At 41.8% G+C, this 18608-nt stretch carries 19 protein-coding genes; all 19 read right to left on the bottom strand.

The window, feature by feature from the left end; all coding sequences use genetic code 11:
• Window positions 1–3 precede the first annotated feature (3 nt).
• The 19 genes from KGF65_RS12215 to KGF65_RS12125 all read right to left on the bottom strand — a co-directional run bounded on the left by KGF65_RS12215 (window position 4) and on the right by KGF65_RS12125 (window position 18567).
• Complete coding sequence (locus KGF65_RS12215) at window positions 4–2415, bottom strand: phage tail spike protein (RefSeq protein ID WP_216748570.1); 2412 nt, start codon at window positions 2413–2415, stop codon at window positions 4–6.
• A gap of 66 nt (window positions 2416–2481) precedes the next feature.
• Window positions 2482–4254: a phage tail domain-containing protein gene (locus tag KGF65_RS12210; RefSeq protein WP_216748569.1), complete on the bottom strand. Its 1773-nt coding sequence runs from the start codon at window positions 4252–4254 to the stop codon at window positions 2482–2484.
• 69 nt (window positions 4255–4323) lie between these two features.
• Window positions 4324–8820, bottom strand: coding sequence for a tape measure protein (locus KGF65_RS12205; RefSeq protein ID WP_216748568.1), 4497 nt, complete (start codon window positions 8818–8820; stop codon window positions 4324–4326).
• A gap of 41 nt (window positions 8821–8861) precedes the next feature.
• The gene (locus KGF65_RS12200) at window positions 8862–9047 is read right to left on the bottom strand and encodes a hypothetical protein (RefSeq protein ID WP_065674490.1); all 186 of its coding nucleotides are present in this window, start codon (window positions 9045–9047) and stop codon (window positions 8862–8864) included.
• Window positions 9048–9091: 44 nt separating this feature from the next.
• Window positions 9092–9466: a phage tail assembly chaperone gene (locus KGF65_RS12195; protein WP_088770043.1), complete on the bottom strand. Its 375-nt coding sequence runs from the start codon at window positions 9464–9466 to the stop codon at window positions 9092–9094.
• Between the two features lie 72 nt (window positions 9467–9538).
• Entirely contained in the window at window positions 9539–10186 is a 648-nt protein-coding gene (locus KGF65_RS12190) for a phage tail protein (protein ID WP_065674488.1), read from the bottom strand.
• A 15-nt stretch (window positions 10187–10201) separates the two neighbouring features.
• Complete coding sequence (locus KGF65_RS12185; protein ID WP_216748567.1) at window positions 10202–10582, bottom strand: DUF806 family protein; 381 nt, start codon at window positions 10580–10582, stop codon at window positions 10202–10204.
• Window positions 10582–10989, bottom strand: a complete 408-nt coding sequence (locus KGF65_RS12180) for an HK97-gp10 family putative phage morphogenesis protein (RefSeq protein ID WP_216748566.1) — start codon at window positions 10987–10989, stop codon at window positions 10582–10584. The genes KGF65_RS12185 and KGF65_RS12180 overlap by 1 nt, the downstream gene beginning before the upstream one ends.
• A 2-nt stretch (window positions 10990–10991) precedes the next feature.
• Window positions 10992–11339: a phage head closure protein gene (locus KGF65_RS12175; protein ID WP_063494096.1), complete on the bottom strand. Its 348-nt coding sequence runs from the start codon at window positions 11337–11339 to the stop codon at window positions 10992–10994.
• Window positions 11329–11661, bottom strand: a complete 333-nt coding sequence (locus KGF65_RS12170; protein ID WP_216748565.1) for a head-tail connector protein — start codon at window positions 11659–11661, stop codon at window positions 11329–11331. The genes KGF65_RS12175 and KGF65_RS12170 overlap by 11 nt, the downstream gene beginning before the upstream one ends.
• Window positions 11662–11733: 72 nt before the next feature.
• Window positions 11734–12966, bottom strand: coding sequence for a phage major capsid protein (locus tag KGF65_RS12165; RefSeq protein ID WP_172637685.1), 1233 nt, complete (start codon window positions 12964–12966; stop codon window positions 11734–11736).
• Window positions 12966–13721 (bottom strand): head maturation protease, ClpP-related, encoded by a 756-nt coding sequence (locus tag KGF65_RS12160; protein ID WP_216748564.1) that lies wholly within the window; start codon window positions 13719–13721, stop codon window positions 12966–12968. The genes KGF65_RS12165 and KGF65_RS12160 overlap by 1 nt, the downstream gene beginning before the upstream one ends.
• Window positions 13699–14892, bottom strand: a complete 1194-nt coding sequence (locus KGF65_RS12155; RefSeq protein ID WP_216748563.1) for a phage portal protein — start codon at window positions 14890–14892, stop codon at window positions 13699–13701. The genes KGF65_RS12160 and KGF65_RS12155 overlap by 23 nt, the downstream gene beginning before the upstream one ends.
• A 2-nt stretch (window positions 14893–14894) precedes the next feature.
• Window positions 14895–15089: a DUF1056 family protein gene (locus KGF65_RS12150; RefSeq protein WP_003644528.1), complete on the bottom strand. Its 195-nt coding sequence runs from the start codon at window positions 15087–15089 to the stop codon at window positions 14895–14897.
• Window positions 15079–16977, bottom strand: a complete 1899-nt coding sequence (locus KGF65_RS12145) for a terminase large subunit (RefSeq protein WP_065674481.1) — start codon at window positions 16975–16977, stop codon at window positions 15079–15081. Before KGF65_RS12145 ends, KGF65_RS12150 begins: the two co-directional genes overlap by 11 nt.
• Window positions 16978–16979: 2 nt before the next feature.
• Window positions 16980–17438, bottom strand: coding sequence for a phage terminase small subunit P27 family (locus KGF65_RS12140; protein ID WP_216748562.1), 459 nt, complete (start codon window positions 17436–17438; stop codon window positions 16980–16982).
• Window positions 17439–17664: 226 nt separating this feature from the next.
• A complete protein-coding gene (locus KGF65_RS12135) occupies window positions 17665–17901 on the bottom strand; it encodes a hypothetical protein (protein WP_216768179.1) in 237 nt (78 codons plus the stop codon).
• 5 nt (window positions 17902–17906) lie between these two features.
• Window positions 17907–18419, bottom strand: coding sequence for an HNH endonuclease (locus KGF65_RS12130; protein WP_216746966.1), 513 nt, complete (start codon window positions 18417–18419; stop codon window positions 17907–17909).
• Window positions 18388–18567, bottom strand: coding sequence for a hypothetical protein (locus tag KGF65_RS12125; RefSeq protein WP_216746964.1), 180 nt, complete (start codon window positions 18565–18567; stop codon window positions 18388–18390). The genes KGF65_RS12130 and KGF65_RS12125 overlap by 32 nt, the downstream gene beginning before the upstream one ends.
• Window positions 18568–18608: the final 41 nt, after the last annotated feature.

Raw genomic sequence — 18608 nt, 5'->3', positions numbered from 1 at the left:
TCTTTAATCTCCTGTATTAACATTGTCATTTATCGTCCCCTTATCAATCGTGCTAGCTGCTGACCGTTTTATCATTGGAATGGTATACACCTTTTCACGTTCCATCGAAGCCGGATTAATTAATAAGGCATTGGTGTTAAACGTGAACAGCATATAAGACTGACCATTTTGATAAAAGACATTGCAAGTTTCAACTTCACGGTTTTCATCGGTCAAGTTAGGAAAGTCTAGGTCATTATCCAGATAAACCTCAAACTCAGCACCTTTATGCACGACATTTAATGCCCATACCTTATGTGGGTCCTCATTTGTTTCTTCACCACCACCGGCAGCAAAGTAAAAGTAAGGGAAGTCTAAGCATTCAGATTGGTAAGTATTCTTATTAAAATCAATCCCATAATCCGTGATATTAAAGTTGTATAACACGTTGTAATTACCTGCTAACAGGTCACTAGCTTTGAGAATATCGGTACTACCATCGTTATAACCGATTGAGACCATATCGTGTTGACGGTCATAGTTAATGCGGCCATACCCTTTAAGGGGCATAACCTGTTGCACTCGCTTGTCGGTAGGCTGTAAAGTAACGCCAGCTACATATGGGAACCGCACGAGAATATAATTATGGTCGTTCTTTAAGCTGACAATCGACCAAATATAGACCGTGTTATTAACCTCCTGCACGCCGAACGTCCCACCATGTTGTCCATGGATTTGTAACATCACCGACTGCACGGCAAACTTGCTATCCTGTAAAGCAAACATGGTATCACCAGAGCCACCGTCATCACGAGCACGACTAGTTAGGTACTGACCATTGCTTAAACGTGCCATATATTGAGTTGCTGAATGCGCCCCATTATCATCAGGGCCATAGACGCCTAAATAGCTGATACCAGTGGTGTCTAGCTTAATCTCCGGGTCATCTTGGATATAGTCGGATTCAATCGTGCCATGTAAGGTACCAACATCATCACTGTCCGCATTGATTAAGTAGCCCGTTTGTTTATAGCTACTATCAACTGTGCCATCAGTGTTATAACGGCGCCAGATAAAGCCCTTGCTGTCAATGTATGATGAGATATTGGTGCTACCTTCCCAAGCCTGTAAGATTAAGCGCTTAGTCTGGGTGGTATCAGTGAAATTGTTACCGTCAGGCGTTAAAGCGACCGGTTTAATCGAACTAGCGTCCTTCTTAGCTTCATCAACCGCCTTACTGAGTGCATTTTGATACTGCATCATCCATGCTGGGGTGGCTGCTTGAACAGTTGTATACTCACCAAAGCCGACCGTGTTGCCATAAGGGTTAGCAAAGCTGATTGTCCGTTGAATAACCCGGCCACTAGCGTCTAATACGGGCTCAATTAACTCATCTTTAAATCTAATTGTGGCACCTAATGGCGGATTAAAGTTGGGTGTTACATTCACCTCATAATACGTTCTAGGGTGGTTGTATAGCTTAAGCATATCCTTAGCCCATGACTTTAAACCGGCTGAGTTACTAATCTGATTAGCAGTAACAATGGCTTCATAGTACAGGCCAGCTTGCCAATCAGGGTTATATTTCTGGTTGGCCTCATCATCAACGATATAGGGCTTACCATCATTGACCACTGCGATCGTGCTACCGTTGGCCCCGTATGGAATCAATTTAGTGACAGGTGTTGAAACGGTTGTCCGTTTAATACTAGTCATATTCTTACCGAATACCGCCTCGTTATAAACCACATCATTATTCAACTGGTCAGTAATGACACACACCTTTTTCGTGATATTCCCTTGTGAATCAATCTCAACATAAGGGTCAATTTCAACATCATAGGTTTGAATGAGTGTCTGTACTAATGTACTAGCTTTCGTTTTACCATCAATGGTAATTGTCGGGGTCATGACATTAGTGGTCTGATAGTCTAGTGTCCAACCAGTGGCGTTAAAACACTGATTAAAGGCTGTTTGAATCGTGCTTGCACTGGCAGTAGTAGCTATAGGATAATGATGAGCTAAACTGTACAAGCATAAATTGGTAAAGTTAGCCGTTGTGACGTGTTTAACAGCTGCGGTATTGTTCTCTTCCACACTGTATATGCGCATGACATACCAATGGCCTGATAGCTCGTCATAATAGGCAAGATTGTTACCAGCCACGACTTTGTCACTGTCTGGTTGGCCTTGAATCACGTCTAATGAGCCTTGATGGTCGAACTTCTTAGACTGGGCATTTAGGTTAATCGTGCCGTTAAACGTGTCATTAGTACCCACATTAACGTCATCATCATAGCTAGTGCTAGTTGTGTCTGAGTCGGCTAGTTGAATCTTGACGCTGTCGTTAGAGAACTTAGTGGCACCATCAACGGTCAGGGTACCAATCCGCTTTAAATTTGAATCTAGGATTAAATACTGGTTATTTAAAGCCATCTGTTAACCTCCTTATTTTAGTTATGTAAAAAGGCCACCCTTAATTGGGAAGCCTTTAAAGTGTTGCTATAGTAATCTGGGTAGATATTTAAGCGTTATTTGTGCGTCATCTAAGTCACCAATCATCGTCAGGTTATTAACCCCCGGGCTTAATTTAGGATAGTCCGTTGACCAGATTGGACTAGCTAGCTTACCACCCACTGTGGTGCTATCTGTCTCACAATTCAGCACAATCTCTTGACCGGCATTAGCAATGTACTTAGGTGCGTCCTGAGCCACATCATTAACTCGGTAAATGTCTAGATGAGTGATTGATAGATAAGGGTTTTCATAGCCCACCTTTTGGTCATCCTCGGTAATCGAGTGCTTAAAGAACACCCCACCGATACCACCTAAATCTGACTGATATTTTGAATCCCTATCAACAAATGTGCCGTGTACAATCAGGAACCGTTTAGGGTCTTTACATGGTTGACCATTATGCCTGCCGCTGGTGTAGTATTGCGTGATTGACCAGCTAAACACCTTGCCATTTTTGATTAAATCGAGTTCTAGCCAACTAGTGCTTAGCGCCGACTTCTCTTCTTTGTTGACCACCGTTGTATACTTGTTAACTTTACGCTTAATCGTCCTAGTGGTTACTTTGCCATGCCTGTTGCGTGACCGTTTAACCACTGTCTTGGTCGTGGTGCCAGTCTTAATTTTAATCTTCTGGTCACGGCCGTTCCTAGAGCTACCTGAGGGGCCTTTACCCATAAATAGTGTCTTATGCTTACCATCACCACCAGCAAAAGCACCACCCGGCTTAGTGATTTGTAAGTAGCACGTTGGTGTACCACCTCCAGCACTGTCAGCTAGACCAAATCGGCCTATCGTAGCCCCATTAGGGTCTAACAACAGGACTTCCACCCGCCCCATTGCACGCCCATTATGAGTACCTGAGTGCTTGATATGGTGGATTCTAGTCTTAACTCGGTAGTTAGTCAGACTATTAGTCATGCCAGTAAAGCGAACACCGGGGCCATACCAGCCTGGTTGATGACTACCATATTGTTTAACCCCATTAGCTAGCTTGACCATTAACACTTGAGTATCTCGGTTACTATCAGCTTCACCTTGATAAATGTAGTCACCAGCGGTCTTCATTTGAGCAATGGCATTGGCATCATTAGTCCATTCAGCCATGGTATTTAATACGTCACTGTTAACAACCTGCGTATAAGGCTGTACCGCCACTGCTTGGTCTTCATCGCTATCTGGCCCTAGCCCGTATTCACCACCATTTAGGGTAAAGCCAATGTGCTTTAAATCCCGTTTAGGTACGACCTGAATAACCGGTGCTGTTCGTGCGGTGCCCTCAACAGTAATCGTGTTTAAGCCATTATTTAAAGGCTTCTCAACCTGTGGTAAGGTTGCCCGTGGGTCAGACTGAACAAAGGTAATGGTTAGTGACATGTCATACATACCCGGGTTAATCGGGGCCGGGTCACTGATCGCGGTAATATGCCCCCAATAGGTTACTTTAGGTTCAAAGCCAAATACTAGTGGGTACTCTTTGCCATTATCACTAGGGTCATCGCTTAACAACAACCCGCTTAAATTGTGCATTATCTGATTAAATCTGTCTTGATTATCAGCACAGTAGATTGACACTGGAATGCTAATTGTTCGACTGGTAAAGTCCGTGCCATTAAACTGGTTACCATACATGGCCGGTATATCAGTCACTTGTTCAGCCATGGCCGGTGCACTAGGTAATACCACGTTACCCATTTCAACCTGTAAATCGTCCCGGCTATTTAAACCGGCATATTCAAAATCATCTCGTTGTAAGGTCACGATTTAACCTCCTTTTTAGCTATGTAAAAAGGGCGCCCATTTAAGGACTACCCTTTGATTACTGGGATATTAGTACCCCATCATTTGACTATACTGTGAAGCTGTCTTATTATCCGATTTAACGGCATTAACTACGTCTGACTTAGCAATGACTGCTTGAACACTGCCCATGTTGCCTAGAATGGCTGACATTAAGCTGATTAGTTTATCAAGCTTCTCACTACTTTCACTGCTATTAGACGCAATCTGACTACCATTGTTACCATTTACAACCTGACTAGCCTGTGCGATTAGCTGGTTAGCCCGACTCTTGTTAGTCAATGGCAAGACCATTTCAGGCTTGTTATGTTCAGCAACCTCAATCAACTGGTTAGTGTTGATAATGCCACCATTCTCAAACCGCTTATGACCTTGTGGACCACTATGAAGCCAGTCATACTTAGCATGACCCCAAATTGAGGTATTACCAGTGGCATTAAGATAGTCACTGTTGTTAAGAAACGCCAGCACTTGGTCGAAGCTTGATCTAAAGTTATGGTGTCCCGGAAAGGCAAACGCATCAAAGGTTGTCTTGGTAAACTGCAATGGGCCACCGGCTGGGTTACCATTAGCAGAGTTGACATCTGAGATAGTTTGCATGATATTTCGGTTACCAGTTTCACTATCAGCAGTCTTGATAATGGCTGACTGCATCTTAGACCAGTATTCACGAGGAACCTTAGTCATTTTAAGGGCTTTGTTAATCATGCTATGAGTGATAGCGCCGCCCTCAATGGATCCACCACCATCATCGCCAAACATGTCAGCTAGCTTACTAATAAATGACCAAAAGTCACCACCAACCTGCTTTTTAATGGTACCTAACAGGCCACTAGATTTAGAAGAACCACCATCTAGACTATTGCTGACACCGTTCCATAGGGTTGACCACCACGTCTTAGCTTGCTTCTCAACGCCATTAAATAGGCCGTGACCAATGTTACTCATGACACCTGAGATGCCCTTAGAAGACCAGCTAAATAGGTTTTTAAGTGACTTAATCGGGTGAGCAATGATATTTTCAGCGGTCTTAAAGAACTTCTCTAGTCCCTTAACCTTTTTACCGACCCAGCTAGTCACGCCTGAGATACCATTAGTAACACTGTTTAAAATATCACCAAAGAAGCCAGTACCTTTAGCGTACTTAGTCACGTCTTGCATACTCATCAACATAGCTGTCTCACTAGCGCTTAACACTTCTGATCCAGCGGGTAACAGCATTTTAGTGTTACGTCCTTGAACAATGCCTGAGTCACCGTTAGGCAGCATGACCATCTCTTTATTGCCAGTTTGTGGGCTGTCATTACCATCATTTAGCATTGCCATAGTAGGCTTGGTAATTGGATTCCGTGACCCACTAAACATACCAGTACCTTCGGCAAAATGAACATGATGCAAGTCAGCAATAGTCTTCTTCTTGCCACCAAATGTATGGATAACACTATCAACCGCATTGATACCACCATTGATAAGGTCGATAACATCGTTCATACCGTCTCTAGCAAACTTCTTTAGGTCTTTCCATAGGCCTTTAAATATGTTACGAACGCCGGTTCCTAAACTAGACCAGCCACCCTTAAATGACTTTTTGAATTTTGATAGCCAGTGACCCATGGATTTACCAAATACTCTAGTATGGCTCAGGTCTTTATTCCAGTAGCTATGCAAGTTAGACCGCATCTTGTTCCAATGACTATTCCAACTATGTGACCAGCTCTTTTTCCAGCCAACCCACTTCTTACCCATGTTACTAAAGAAATGCTTAGTGTGCTTGTATGAGCCATTCCAGGCATTGTGTAAGCCAGATTTTGTACTGTTCCAGTGATTTGACCAGCTCTTCTTAAAGCTCTTCTTCCAGCCGTTCCACTTCTTACCAACACTACTGAAGAACTCTCTAGTATGCTTATATGACCTATTCCATGCACTATGCAACTTACTAGTCATAGCATTCCAGTGTTTGTTCCAGCTCTTTTTAAAGCCAGATTTAAATTTGTCAAATTTCTTTCTAATGTTTTTAACAGTGTGTCCAACTGTTTTAACAGCCTTAGAGCCCCATTTTAGCAAGCCTTTGCCAAAGTTAACTATAGATTTAAAGGTCTTATTGACCCATTCTCTGAACGGTTTAATGTGCTTATAGGCTTCGTAAAAGGCTGCACCTAGGGCGACCACAGCAGTTAAAACTAGTCCAATTGGGTTAAGTAGTAACAACCTGCCCAATGATAGAAATGATTTACCTAGTGTTTTAATACCAGCACCTAGCACACTGAATGCCTTAGAAGCACCCTTATAAGCAATCTTAGCCGTCCACTTCAAGCCCTTGCCAATCAGTTTGCTAGTGCCTTTAGTAGCCTTCCATAATAGGCCGACTGCTTTAGAAGCACCCTTCCAAGCGACTTTAGCCGTCCATTTCAATCCTCTGCCAATCTTGCTGCCAACTGATTTAGTGTGGGCCCATAAACCACTGATTAAACTCTTGGCTTTACCAGTGGTTACTTTAGCAGCCATCTTTAACCAGCGACCAGTGCCAATACTAGCTTTTTTAACCCAGCCTGCGAATTTAGTTAGCTCTCGTTTACCTTCGCTACCATCAACCCTAGGCTTAAACACAATCCGGCTAAGCTTGCCACCTAGGCCCTTAGCCAAGTCTAAGCCACTGAATGCTAGCTTTAATGCAGATATACCCTTACTTGCTACAAAAGCACTAGAAGCTAAACCAGCGAATACTTTAGGGTGTTTCTCAGCAAACTCACCGACAATCTTCAATATTGGTTCAATATCCTTTAGCGATTGCACAAACACATTAAATGATGTCTTAGAAGCAGTCTTCATTGAGCTAAATAATGATTTAATATCTTTTTTATGAGCGACAATGTTAGCACCTAATTTATCAATGCCTTTTGCTAGATTAGCCAACATTTTATCGAGACTATTACCAACATTAAATTTTTTACCAGCAAACGCTTTAGTTATGTCTTTGATTTGTAAGGCTAAAGCACTACCAACGTCTTTAAACTCGGCTTTAGTATCCTTGTTGCCAATCCGCTTGGTAAACTGGCCCATCAATGGTGACTTCATATTCGCAATTGGCTTGTATACTGCTCTTAGTAAGGCCGGCATTTGAGTTTTAATGGACCGTTCCATACCGGGTATGGTCTTCATTAAGTTCTCTGAGGCGTCCTTGTATTTGCTACCAAGTGAGTTCATAACTTCTTCGGCATCTTTAGCACTAATCTTACCGGCACTCATCTGGTCACGTAGTGTTGACATGGTTAACTTGCTATTATGTTGTTGTTTCTTTTCAAACTCTAACATTTTGCCAGCATACATTGGTAACTGGTCATTAATCATGTTAAAGTCACCAAGTTGCATTTTGCCACTTGATAGCATATGAGTGAAGTTAGTGCCTAATCTAGTAACATTCTCATCACTTAAATTAAGCGTGTCACCCAATGTCAAAATAGACTTAGTTAACTCTTTAGTTCGTGGCGCGTTGTCAAACACATGGTAAAAACTCTGGTTAAGTTCATCAACCACATTAATGTTCTGGTTGAAGGCTGAAGCTAACTCATTGCCAATGTTGACCATTTGTTTACCTTTTCCGTTAGATCCAGTTAAGGTAGTCCAAGTGGCCGTCATTGTACGTTGCTTATTATCATATTGCACAACGGAATCTTTTAAAGCACCAAAACTAGCAGTGATTTGGCCAATAGCGTTAGTAATTCCGTTTGCGACTAGATGGGCACCTAGAATTGTGCCAAATAAATGAGATGTCTTTTTAGTTTTATCATCAATGCTATCAAGCTTAGACCGAACACCGTGCATGAACGCATGTGGCTCTTTTTCCATCGCCTTAAGTAGCTCGTTTTGGCTAGTCTTAGCTTTAGCCATGGCTGTTGCGGTCTCATTAACACGCACTTGCTGACGTTTATAAGCGTCACTAGTAGCTCCACTGGCAGTCCTAATACGTTCAAGTTCGCTAGTTTGAGCCTTATATTGAGCCTCCATGTTCGAATAAGCCTGTTTCAAACCGCCTAAACGTGCTTTGTTAGCTTCAGTGGACTTGCCTTCGGCTTCTAGGCGTTCAACATAGGACTTAGACAATGCTGTGCTTTGTTTATAGCCCTTTTGTAAGTCTGCAAGTCCGCTGTTGTAATACTGTAATTTAGACTTAGCCCGATCTAGTTGACCACCCATTGAGTCATATGACCGACTAGCCTTGTTAATCTGGTCAGTCAGCTTTAAATATTGTTCTTCACCATCTTTAGTGTTTCTGTTTAAGCCTGATTGACGGGACTTTAACTCATCAATTTTAGCCTTTTGAGCTTCCATTGATTTGGCTAGCCCATCTACCCTAGCTGCGGCTGCCTTTTGATACTCACCGGCTGACTTTAATGCCGTCTCTTGGGCTTTCCAACCACTAGTATTGGCTTTAACCTCAGCAGTTAACTGCTTGAGTGATTTAACAGCCTCAGCGCTATCTAAGCCAACTTTACTGGTCATCTCACGACCGACTACTTTCTTAGCCATTTATTTAACCTCCTTGTTTTAATATGTCTAGGCACAAGCGCTTATAAGCCATATGTTTGATTAATGGCTTCTAGTGGATCAACCAGTTCAGGTCGGTCTTCCTTCTTACGAGCGTTCAAAGTTGCCATCATACTAAAAAAGGAGCTATCATCAAATTCTTTTGGTGATAACCCCTCGGTTAGTAGTTGTTGCGCTAGCAGGTTAAAGTCCTCCTGCTGGTTTTTCAACTTTAGAACTTCCTTTTTAATCTCACTGTTACGCTTGTGCCGGCTTATTTTGACGACTTAGCATCTTCAATTGCCTTGCGTTGCTTTTGTTCAGACAACTTAATGTCATCGTCTGAGATACCATTTAACCGCATGATTAGGTAACCAACACCTTCGCCAAACCGTTCGATTGAGACGGTATCATTAATCGTTTCCATCTGCTTGTCAGTGTATCCCATTACCAGTTGCACAAAGTCAGCCATTTCTTCCTGTAACTCTAAACCATCTTTCATCGCGTCTAGTTCAGTGATCTCTTTCTCAGTATCCTGCGATTCTAGCATGCCAATTTGAACCTTAGTAGCCAGTTTGATAATGTTGTTAGTTGGTGTTACATCGGCTGTCTTGTTGATTTTGAAATAGTTTTTAGCATTAATTTTCATTTTATTTGTACCCCTTTAATTTAGTTTGTATGTATTAAAAGGCCACCCTTAGTGGGAAGCCTTTAAATGTTACTAGCCTTTAACGGTCGTTGTAGTGGTCGTTGACTTAGTGTAGCCACCGAATACTTCGGCATAAAGCTTGTCCAAATCAAACTTGTCATCATTTGATTTGGCGATCATATAAGGCTGTTGTACCCCATTGGCAGCTAAGAAAATGTTAGGCTTCAATGGCGTTAAGACAGTACCATTTAGGGCTGTTGAGTAGGCAGCTTCATTGTTGGTATCGGTGCTGTTGTTAGATGCTTCTTCAACGAATTCGATATTGTTAAAGCATTCATAAATTGAGATGTCACCGTCCAATGATTGAGATTCGGCAATCATCGCAACGTGTGGCTTAGGCAATTGTCTTACCCATGCACCGGTATTAGCGTTTTGTGTGAACCCCTTTAGCATCTGGTTAATCTTGAAGTCTAAGTCTAAGGCAGTTAAGGCCAAGGTAGGCATAGACTTACCATAAGCCGTCCGCTTGATTTGTCCATTACCCCAACCAGGTGTCCCGGCCGCTTCAATGGTAGACACGTCGATTTTGCTGAAACCTTCACCTTGGTGGTCAGCAACATAAATCCCGTCAGTAGATAGACCTTTGACAGCGTCTTTAATTAAGTCGCCATTATCGTCTAGCAAGGCAAAAGTTGCTTTTACAATGTTGTGTTTTGACATTTATGAATCTCTCCTTTAAATCATTTCATTCTTAGTTACATAAATTGTTTTGGTTATCTGGTTCGTATCCGGGTCAGTTGTGTGGTGCTGACTAGATACAATTAACCAGCCGGCCGCTTTAAAACTCTTCATCAAAGCTATTTCAGCTTCCAATGGATTAAAGTCATCTTCTAGGTCAACCTTATAAAAGATTTGAATTTCAACACCCATGGATAGGCCTTTAAACGTGCTGTTTGCAAGGTAGGCCGGGCTTGAATCGGTCTCTTGCAGTAGCATGACTGTACTATCAGTGTTGTCTAAATCTTCGTTAGGTATCTCATTCAGGTAAACTTTATCAACCCACGTTAAATTGAGGGCGTTAACTAGGCTGGATACCTGTGATACTGGTAATAACACTAGTCATCGTCCCCCTTCTTATATTCTTCTAGCATGGCGTTAAAGACATCATCTTGTGAGTCGGCTAGGTTCTGGTCAACAAAGTGATCAGCCTTGATGTACTTGGTACCATCGTTTAATCGCATGGCATTCATGTCATGGAACTTGTTAGTCCACCCTACAATCGAGCTTCCATCATGCTCACCGTCTATATCGTTGCTGTTATAGCTTATATTATCAGCCATGTGTCCGTACTTCTTGTCTTTGTGGCTCGAATAGTGTTTCTTTCTCGTGGCTTCGGTTAAGTTATCAGCTAACTTCTTAGCACCAGCTGCGGTTATCTTCTCTTGTTCAGATTCATCGGGGACTAGCTTGTGAACATTCTTAAGCCAACTTTCTAATTGGTCGGCCATATCATCGTTTGCCATCGCTAGGCCCCCTTAGTAACCTGCTTTAGCGTCAAATAATCGCAAGATAGATAATTACTAGAATCATCTATGCTGTCATTGATGACATCGTAAAGTTTACCTTTATACTGACACTTAATGCCTTCATAAACTTTAGGGTTATGCCTAATAATGACCACTACTTGCTCCAATTGTTCAGCTGTGAGTTGATACGAAGACGCAATTGATCGTGTATAGGGTGCACAGTATAAACTAAACTGACTAACAAATGTCTGTTTACTAGTCCCATTAATAGGATTTTGAACAGTTTTAACAGTGCCAATCTGTATACGTTGGTTAAAGTCAACTGGAGTTAACCTATTAATTGCCATTGTCGTTCACCTCATCTTGCTTTTGGCTATACAATCCTCGCAATTGACCAATGATCGAATCAACAACTAAATCGACTGGATTAACAGTGTTTGAAGTAATTGATGTCCGATAATACCAGTATGAACCAGCTAAGGCGTAAACAGCCGTTTCAAACAAGTCATTTACGCCTTCCATTTCATAAAAACCAGTAACACCGTTTTCATCACCAATGGACTGCTTAATGTAGCTAGTGGCTGCAGACAAGTAGTCTTTTAGCAGCTCGTCATCATCATTACCGTCAATTCGCAAAGATGATTTTAATGTTTTTAAATCGGCTGCCACTTTAATCACATCCTTACTTAGCCGCCCAGATTGTCACTGTACTGTGTATTTATTGGCGACATAGTTGGCTAATTACTTCCCGTCAGTCGTTGTAGCAGCACTCGCCGCAAAGTTGGCCGTTTGGTCAGCAATTTTACTAAACGAACCTGCAACAAAGGCTTCCGTATCAGTAGCTTCAACATCAAAACGATCAATCACACGAATCTTAGTTTGGTCCTTTTCAAAGGCGCCAGCTCCGATATTAGTCGTTAACAATGACGCATTTTCTCGATCAAATAAAGTAACCGCTTGTGATAAGTCACCATAATACAATGGGTAAACTGGTGCCGCTGCCGTCCCAGTATTTGGCAACCACTTGTCAGCAATCATAACCACTCGCTTACCGCGGACAATCATGCGGTCCGGCTGGGTTGGATCTGGTTGCAATAGGTAATTTCCCATAGCGTCCTTAACCTTGCATAACTCATTGTATCCTGACGTGTTCGTCAACAAGAACGATGTTGCCTTAATTGCTGGGTCAACAGCCGTGTTGATCATATCAATGATGTCATCAAACTTAGCTAAGGTTGGCTTCTTTGGCGCATTATTCATGGCTTCAATAATCTTAGTGTTACGACTAACAACAACCTTTTTAGCAATCCATTGGGTAAGCCATGCCATAAGGTTGTCAGCAGTATCTTTCAATAATGAATTTGTTGCCGTCGTAATTCCACCATAACGATGAATTACATACTTAATCAAAGTAAGCTTTGGATCATCATTATCACCAATGGTGGCTGTTTCATCATCTAAATCAATCAATGGAGTGACATCTGACCATTTTTCAAAAACTCGTGATCCCGTCTGGGTGCTAACAGCTTCCCGATTAACATATTGTTGAAGGTTGTCATATTGACGAACCAGTGTATTAATTGCAGTTTGAATATCTTGAGGAATAGTCAAACCAATTGCGTTACCAGCTTCGTCGGTAGAGGAGGTTACCAAGTTCATAACTTTCGGGTCACCTTTAATCATGCCTTGGAAGTTCTTGATAAACTTAGCTTTGATGTCTTCTTCGTCATCATCAAGTCGAGTCTTGTCCTTATCATCCATATTGGCAATTTCTTGAGCCTTGCGTTCTTCTTCCAATTGTTCATGTAAAGCATCACGCCGGGCAACCGCATTGTCGCGATCTTGTTTCATTGCTTTAAATTTTTCTTGGTCAAAGCTGTCGTCAAGGACAGCTGCGTTTAACTTGTCGTTCAAGTCTGATACCTTTTGCCCTTGGGCAATCCAAGCATCATTAATTGTATTAATATTAGCCATTAGTTGGCCTCCTTTTGATTTTTTCCAAATAAAATAGCCAACTTGCTGTTTCGTAATTCAGCAGATTGACTATTAGTAGTATTTTCTTCTTTAGACGGCTTAGTTTTATCTTTGTCAGCCTTGTAAATGAGATTCAGCAGCTTATTAACTGCAGATTTAGGTGGAATGTGTGAAATAGCGTTCACCGGTTGCAATTGTTGATCATTAGCAAACATAATTTCGTCAGCGAAGCCTTTATCGACGGCATCACTAGCGGTTAACCATGTTTCATTTGCCATTAGCTGTAGCAAGTCAGCTTGATCCATGCCAGTTTTAGCTTCATAAGCACTGGCAATCGATTGATCAATACCATTTAAAATACTGGCCTCATGTTCCAAATCGTCAGCATTGCCAGCTGGCTGTGACCAGGCTTTATGGATCATAATCTGAGCAGTTGGTGAAATGTTGATATGATCGCCAGCCATAGCAACCACGCTTGCCGCACTAGCTGCTAAGCCTTGAATATTAACTGTTACATTGCCAGCATAATTCTTTAGCATAGTGTAAATTTCACTAGCCGCAAAAACATCGCCACCATTGGAAGCGATGTCTACTTCAAGTGCTTCATCATCACTGTCGTCATCGTCATCGCCACTGTCATCATTTAAAATATCAGCAACACCCGAAGGTGATACTGCTGGCATTCCAAAAAACTGATAGAAACCGGCTGTTTGATCATCAACAATATCGCCTTTAATCATCACTTTCTTTGTCATCATTATCATCTCCTTTTCCTGATTGAATCACAACTTGTTGTGTCGTTGGATTCTTAGCATCAGGCATTTCATCCGGAAAATAACCAGTCTGCTGTAATAACCAAGTTGCTTGATTATTGGCAATCGTGCCATCTTTAGCTAGCCCTGATAGTGTGGCTGCAAATGAGTCTCCCAATGGGTCTACAGCAGTCCGTATATTAGCCGTAATTTTAGCGTTAAGCTTATTATCCAGCTCAGCTAAAATCGCCTGTAAATAGCGATTAAGGGCATTTGTGTACATGCCTTTAATTTGGTCGATATTACTTTGCTGGTCACCTTGGCCATTCAAATAGCTATCAGGAATGCCAAAAACTTTAGCAATTTGCTTACTCGTCCAATCCGTTTGGCTTAACAGCTTAGTAACATCGGCTTTCATTTCTAGCGGCTTGTAATCTTCAAGTTGATCAATAACTACCGGGCCACCGTTTGACTTGTTCACCTGTTTCATGAAGTTACGTGAACGGCTGGCCTTCATCTTCTCACTTAGCAGCCCACCGTGCTGAATAGACAGGACACCAGGAGCGCTAATTGAACGTGCTAGTGCAGCCAGCGTTAAACTGTTAGATGAACTCTTGACTTGTAACTCATTCGATAATGCTTTTAATGGACTGTTACCCGTCATACCGCCATCAGTACTAGCCCAGCGAATATGAATCATGTCAGACTGTGGTACATATTGAAGAACGCCCAAGTTAGGCTCATCAAAAGTAACCGTATAGGTTAAGCCACTACCGTCATCCAATAAGTAGGTTTGCACTTGGCTCGGTCGCAAATATTCCCAGCGTAGATCTAAGCCATTAGGATTACGCCAACGATATGCAAAGCATTCACCACCCAATAACAATTGTGAATACATAGACTGCCAAAACGTGTGACCGTTAGCTGTCGTACTAGGGTTGTTTAGGATTCCCTGCGCTCGTGGCATATTAGCCATTAATTGTACCGTGGCTAAGTCTCCAGATATTTGATTAACCGCTGAATAAATATCTGAATTTTCCAAAGCATCCTTGGCGCTAACATACTCATTACTACCAGTTGGCGACAAAAAGTTGACAATATTATCGTCTTCTACTGGCACGCTTTGAATACTAACTGAATTATTTTTTGCCGTTGGTGGTTCAAAAAAGGGCATTATCAATCACCCCCTTTTTGGCCAGCTGTTACGACTTCTGAAAGCCAGCCTACTAAAAATAAAGCTACGGCAATCGCTAGAACGCCCTGTGCCTGCCCAAATAAAAAGGCTGCATATACCCCAGCAATCATACCTAGAATGAAACATAGTACATCAAAATAATGCCAGATAGTTGCAAAAAATTGTTTAAAAATCATCAATATCATCTCCTAGCAATCCTGACTCCGGGTTATTAAACCATTCAAGAACTTGTTTTTCACTCATACGTTCGACCTGTTTGTCAGGATTGTTTACGTCTGAAAAGTCTTCAAAGTGATACATGGCTTGGAATAAGGCGTCAATTAACGCATCAACTACATCAATTTTCAGTGTGGCCTTGGCTTTATCGACTTGAATACCAATTTTGTCTTCATAAATTTCAGCATTTAATAACGCCTTTTCCATAATTCGATCATCGAAGCGGTCAACTGACCCTTCAACAAACATTGTCTGCAAAAACTTAGTTGGATCCTTCAATTCACTAGTCCGCTGCCGAACGGCTTGCAACGGCCAACCAGAATTCAAATTTAGCTGCTTGATTGTAGGTGTTAGCCCCCACGCATCATAGCCAAAGAAAACAACTTCCAGCCGATGCCGTTCAACAAAGTTGAGTAACCACTGATAAACTTGCTCATCATTGATTAGTCCTTGAGGATGGCTACTAATTGTGCAAAATCCCTTTTGAGCTAAGTTCCGATAATTAATACCGTCTTGCTTTTCTTTAGCTTCAATCGAACCAGCTTTCTGCCAGGGGATAAAACTATGCTGATAAATAAACCATCGTGGTTTGTCATTATTATCACGATAAGGAAATACAAACGCTAGCGCCGTGTTATCACTAAACATCGAGTAGTCAAAGCCAATATAGACTTGCCGATCATCAAAACTAAATGATGATATAATAGCTCGCTCAACGTCGGGTAGTTTTAAGAAGCTGTCGGCCGATTGTTCTAGCCACAAGTTGAGGTTTTTATTTTGGAAATCGTTGAGCGTACCCGACAAAGCGTCAGAATCACGCTTATCTGTCAAGCCGTTTAGCAGCACTTCTCGTTGGCTCGGTAAATCTAGCAAGGGATTGCTTTTAACCCACATATCAGGCTTATAAGTTTCGTCCAGATTGTCCTGCGACCAAATAAGCCCCAAATATGTATCAGCATCGCGCAAATAATCTTGTTCCATAGCTTGCTGAATCATACGTTCATCATCATGGAATGGCACAGTTGGATCAGGATATGCAGTCGAGATTTGAATAAATTGCTTATTACGCACCTTAACTTGCCCTGATACAATCTTAGAAATCTTCTGTCGTGTCTTAATTTCGCCAATTTCATCAAAAATAGCCGTTGTGAAATGAAAGCTATCGTACTGGCCGGCTTCGTGACTGATTGCCCGTAACTTATTATTAGTCTTGCTCATTGTGACTTGATCGGCCTGTGAGGAAAGTGTCCGTGTATCCAATCCACTATCTTTAATTAGTGTTTTAAATGGTTCAATCGTTGCAATCTTGGCTAGCATCGACTTAATGTAGCCTAGAATCTTGCTCGTTTGTTTGTAATTAATAGAAGATACTAAGTAATCTTGGTTAGATAATCCCAATGACTCAATTAAATAACTATAGGCAGTGATAATCGCCATTAGATAAGTTTTACCTTGGCCACGTGCAACGGAAACAATTGCTCGTGAGAAACGCTTGCCACCGTCATCATTACGCCAGCCAACCAGCATAGCCATAATGAATTTTTGCCACGGCATAAGCTTAGTTGGCTCACCCGTATCAACGTTCGGGCAGATGGCAGCAAATTTAAGCACTTGATCTACTTTCTTAACCGAATAAGTAAAGGGAAATTCAACGCTACCTTGCCGTTGTAAGTCTCGAATATGGCGAAAAGCCGCTAGCTTAATCAGATAGCCAGTGGTTACCTTCTCATCGAGGACGTCAAAGGCATACTTTGTGCCCGGATCAGTGTATTGCTGGCGAATTGCTGAGCAGTCTAATGATTGATAAGCCCCAATAACATCATGTGTTTGTGTTAAATCAATCTTCATTATCAGTCTCCTAGAAATTCTTTCATGCGATCACTGATACTTCGCTCGTCTTTGTGATCATCTAAGTTCAGCTTCAACAAATCACTGCGCGATTTTGGCGACAATCCTAATTCAGCGCCTAGTTTAGTCAGGTTTTTAACCGCTGAATCGTAAATTTGTGTCATGGGATTACGCTTGTAACCCACGAAGTCTCGACCAATTTTTTTACCGGTCTGATCTTGTAACGTTTTATAGATCGCTTGGACTTCACCGTTTTCCTGAATATGTTTATACGCATTGCGATAAATCTCATATTGGGAAGCATATTGCTCTACAAGCCCACTATCAATGCGCTTAACCGGGGTATTTTCTTCTAAAAAAGGCACTAATCGACGCCAAACGACCTTAGCTTGCCGTCCTAAGTAAGCTGGAGGTGTACGTGTTAATTGACCACCGTTGACGTCTTTATCTGTTTTTTTCATTTTATCTACCTCCTTTCATTATTGGGTGACCCCCCCCTACCTAAAAATTTTCAAAAATTGTTTCTATCACAAAATGACGCCAATGTGTGTGCTCTTCCTGGGACGTGTTAGGGGGCGGGGGTTGTTTTAATTCTCATCGTGACTAACTACATTCATAAAATTAAAGCCGCTCAAATCGAACGACAAGTGCCAATAAATTGATTTAACTTATTTCAAACTTTATTTCTCATTTATTTAATCCATGACGCCGGATTAACCTTTTTAGTAATCGTCTCTGCATCCAAGTAAGCTTGCCACTAATCACTTCTAAAGGTGCAATGGTCTTATCTAATACCACAACTTTATCAGTGGCACCTATTTGCTTATGCCACATGTTTATAATCGCATCCTTTTGCTGTTGGTCTAGGATACCATTGAAGTGAATAATCCACAGATTGATTGATTCAATATAATATGATTTCAATACCTTCACTCCTTATCCATTAACATAACGATTGACGATACATCATTGATCGGCGTTACGCTTTGCAACTCGTTGCCTTGACCAGTGCCATAGTATGCCTCTTCCCAGTCCGTCTTGGCACGATGGCATTTACTGCAGATAACAGCTAAGTTATCAACATTAGCTTTCAGTGTTTCGTCAAACTCAATCGGTACAATATGATCCACAGTCTTAGCAGGTGTGATGACGCCTTGCACTTTGCAGTAAGCACACAAGTAATGGTCACGCTCTAGGACTTGTTGTCTTAGATGTGACCATTGCCTTGTCCGATAGAAGTTGTATTGCTGACGCTTATCCTCATTGCGATAACGCGTGACCGTGTTGTACTTGTGTGTGTATTGTTTGTCATTGCTACGTGCCCAACGCTGCCGACTAGCCAAGTACTCAGCTTCGTGCTCATAGTGTTGCTGACAATAGTGGTCAGGGAAAGCAACCATCGCATGGCAGTTAGGATAGCGGCATCTTCTTGTCCTTGGCATGCTGCTTCCTCCGTTTCTTTTCCAAACTAAAAGCGCCATGCTTATTAGCACGACGCTTCTTATCCTTGTACCACTTATCTAGCCGGGAATCAGCCTGCACCCATTCAGGCGGCTCGTACCCGTACTTGCTGTGAATTGGTCTTGACACGATTATCACCACTTAATTTAGAAAGCTCTTTTATATAATTA

Source organism: Lactiplantibacillus sp. 30.2.29, assembly GCF_018991255.1.
Classification (GTDB): domain Bacteria; phylum Bacillota; class Bacilli; order Lactobacillales; family Lactobacillaceae; genus Lactiplantibacillus; species Lactiplantibacillus pentosus.
Note: the sequence above shows the minus strand (reverse complement) of the source record. Positions and strands in the feature narration are given on the sequence as shown.

Bases quoted from the DNA above. Each gene is read 5' to 3' on its own strand.
- KGF65_RS12215 (WP_216748570.1), bottom strand. From the start codon at position 2,415: ATGGCTTTAAATAACCAGTATTTAATCCTAGATTCAAATTTAAAGCGG.
- KGF65_RS12205 (WP_216748568.1), bottom strand. From the start codon at position 8,820: ATGGCTAAGAAAGTAGTCGGTCGTGAGATGACCAGTAAAGTTGGCTTA.
- KGF65_RS12195 (WP_088770043.1), bottom strand. From the start codon at position 9,466: ATGAAAATTAATGCTAAAAACTATTTCAAAATCAACAAGACAGCCGAT.
- KGF65_RS12190 (WP_065674488.1), bottom strand. From the start codon at position 10,186: ATGTCAAAACACAACATTGTAAAAGCAACTTTTGCCTTGCTAGACGAT.
- KGF65_RS12180 (WP_216748566.1), bottom strand. From the start codon at position 10,989: ATGGCAAACGATGATATGGCCGACCAATTAGAAAGTTGGCTTAAGAAT.
- KGF65_RS12175 (WP_063494096.1), bottom strand. From the start codon at position 11,339: ATGGCAATTAATAGGTTAACTCCAGTTGACTTTAACCAACGTATACAG.
- KGF65_RS12165 (WP_172637685.1), bottom strand. From the start codon at position 12,966: ATGGCTAATATTAATACAATTAATGATGCTTGGATTGCCCAAGGGCAA.
- KGF65_RS12160 (WP_216748564.1), bottom strand. From the start codon at position 13,721: ATGACAAAGAAAGTGATGATTAAAGGCGATATTGTTGATGATCAAACA.
- KGF65_RS12155 (WP_216748563.1), bottom strand. From the start codon at position 14,892: ATGCCCTTTTTTGAACCACCAACGGCAAAAAATAATTCAGTTAGTATT.
- KGF65_RS12150 (WP_003644528.1), bottom strand. From the start codon at position 15,089: ATGATTTTTAAACAATTTTTTGCAACTATCTGGCATTATTTTGATGTA.
- KGF65_RS12145 (WP_065674481.1), bottom strand. From the start codon at position 16,977: ATGAAGATTGATTTAACACAAACACATGATGTTATTGGGGCTTATCAA.
- KGF65_RS12140 (WP_216748562.1), bottom strand. From the start codon at position 17,438: ATGAAAAAAACAGATAAAGACGTCAACGGTGGTCAATTAACACGTACA.
- KGF65_RS12130 (WP_216746966.1), bottom strand. From the start codon at position 18,419: ATGCCAAGGACAAGAAGATGCCGCTATCCTAACTGCCATGCGATGGTT.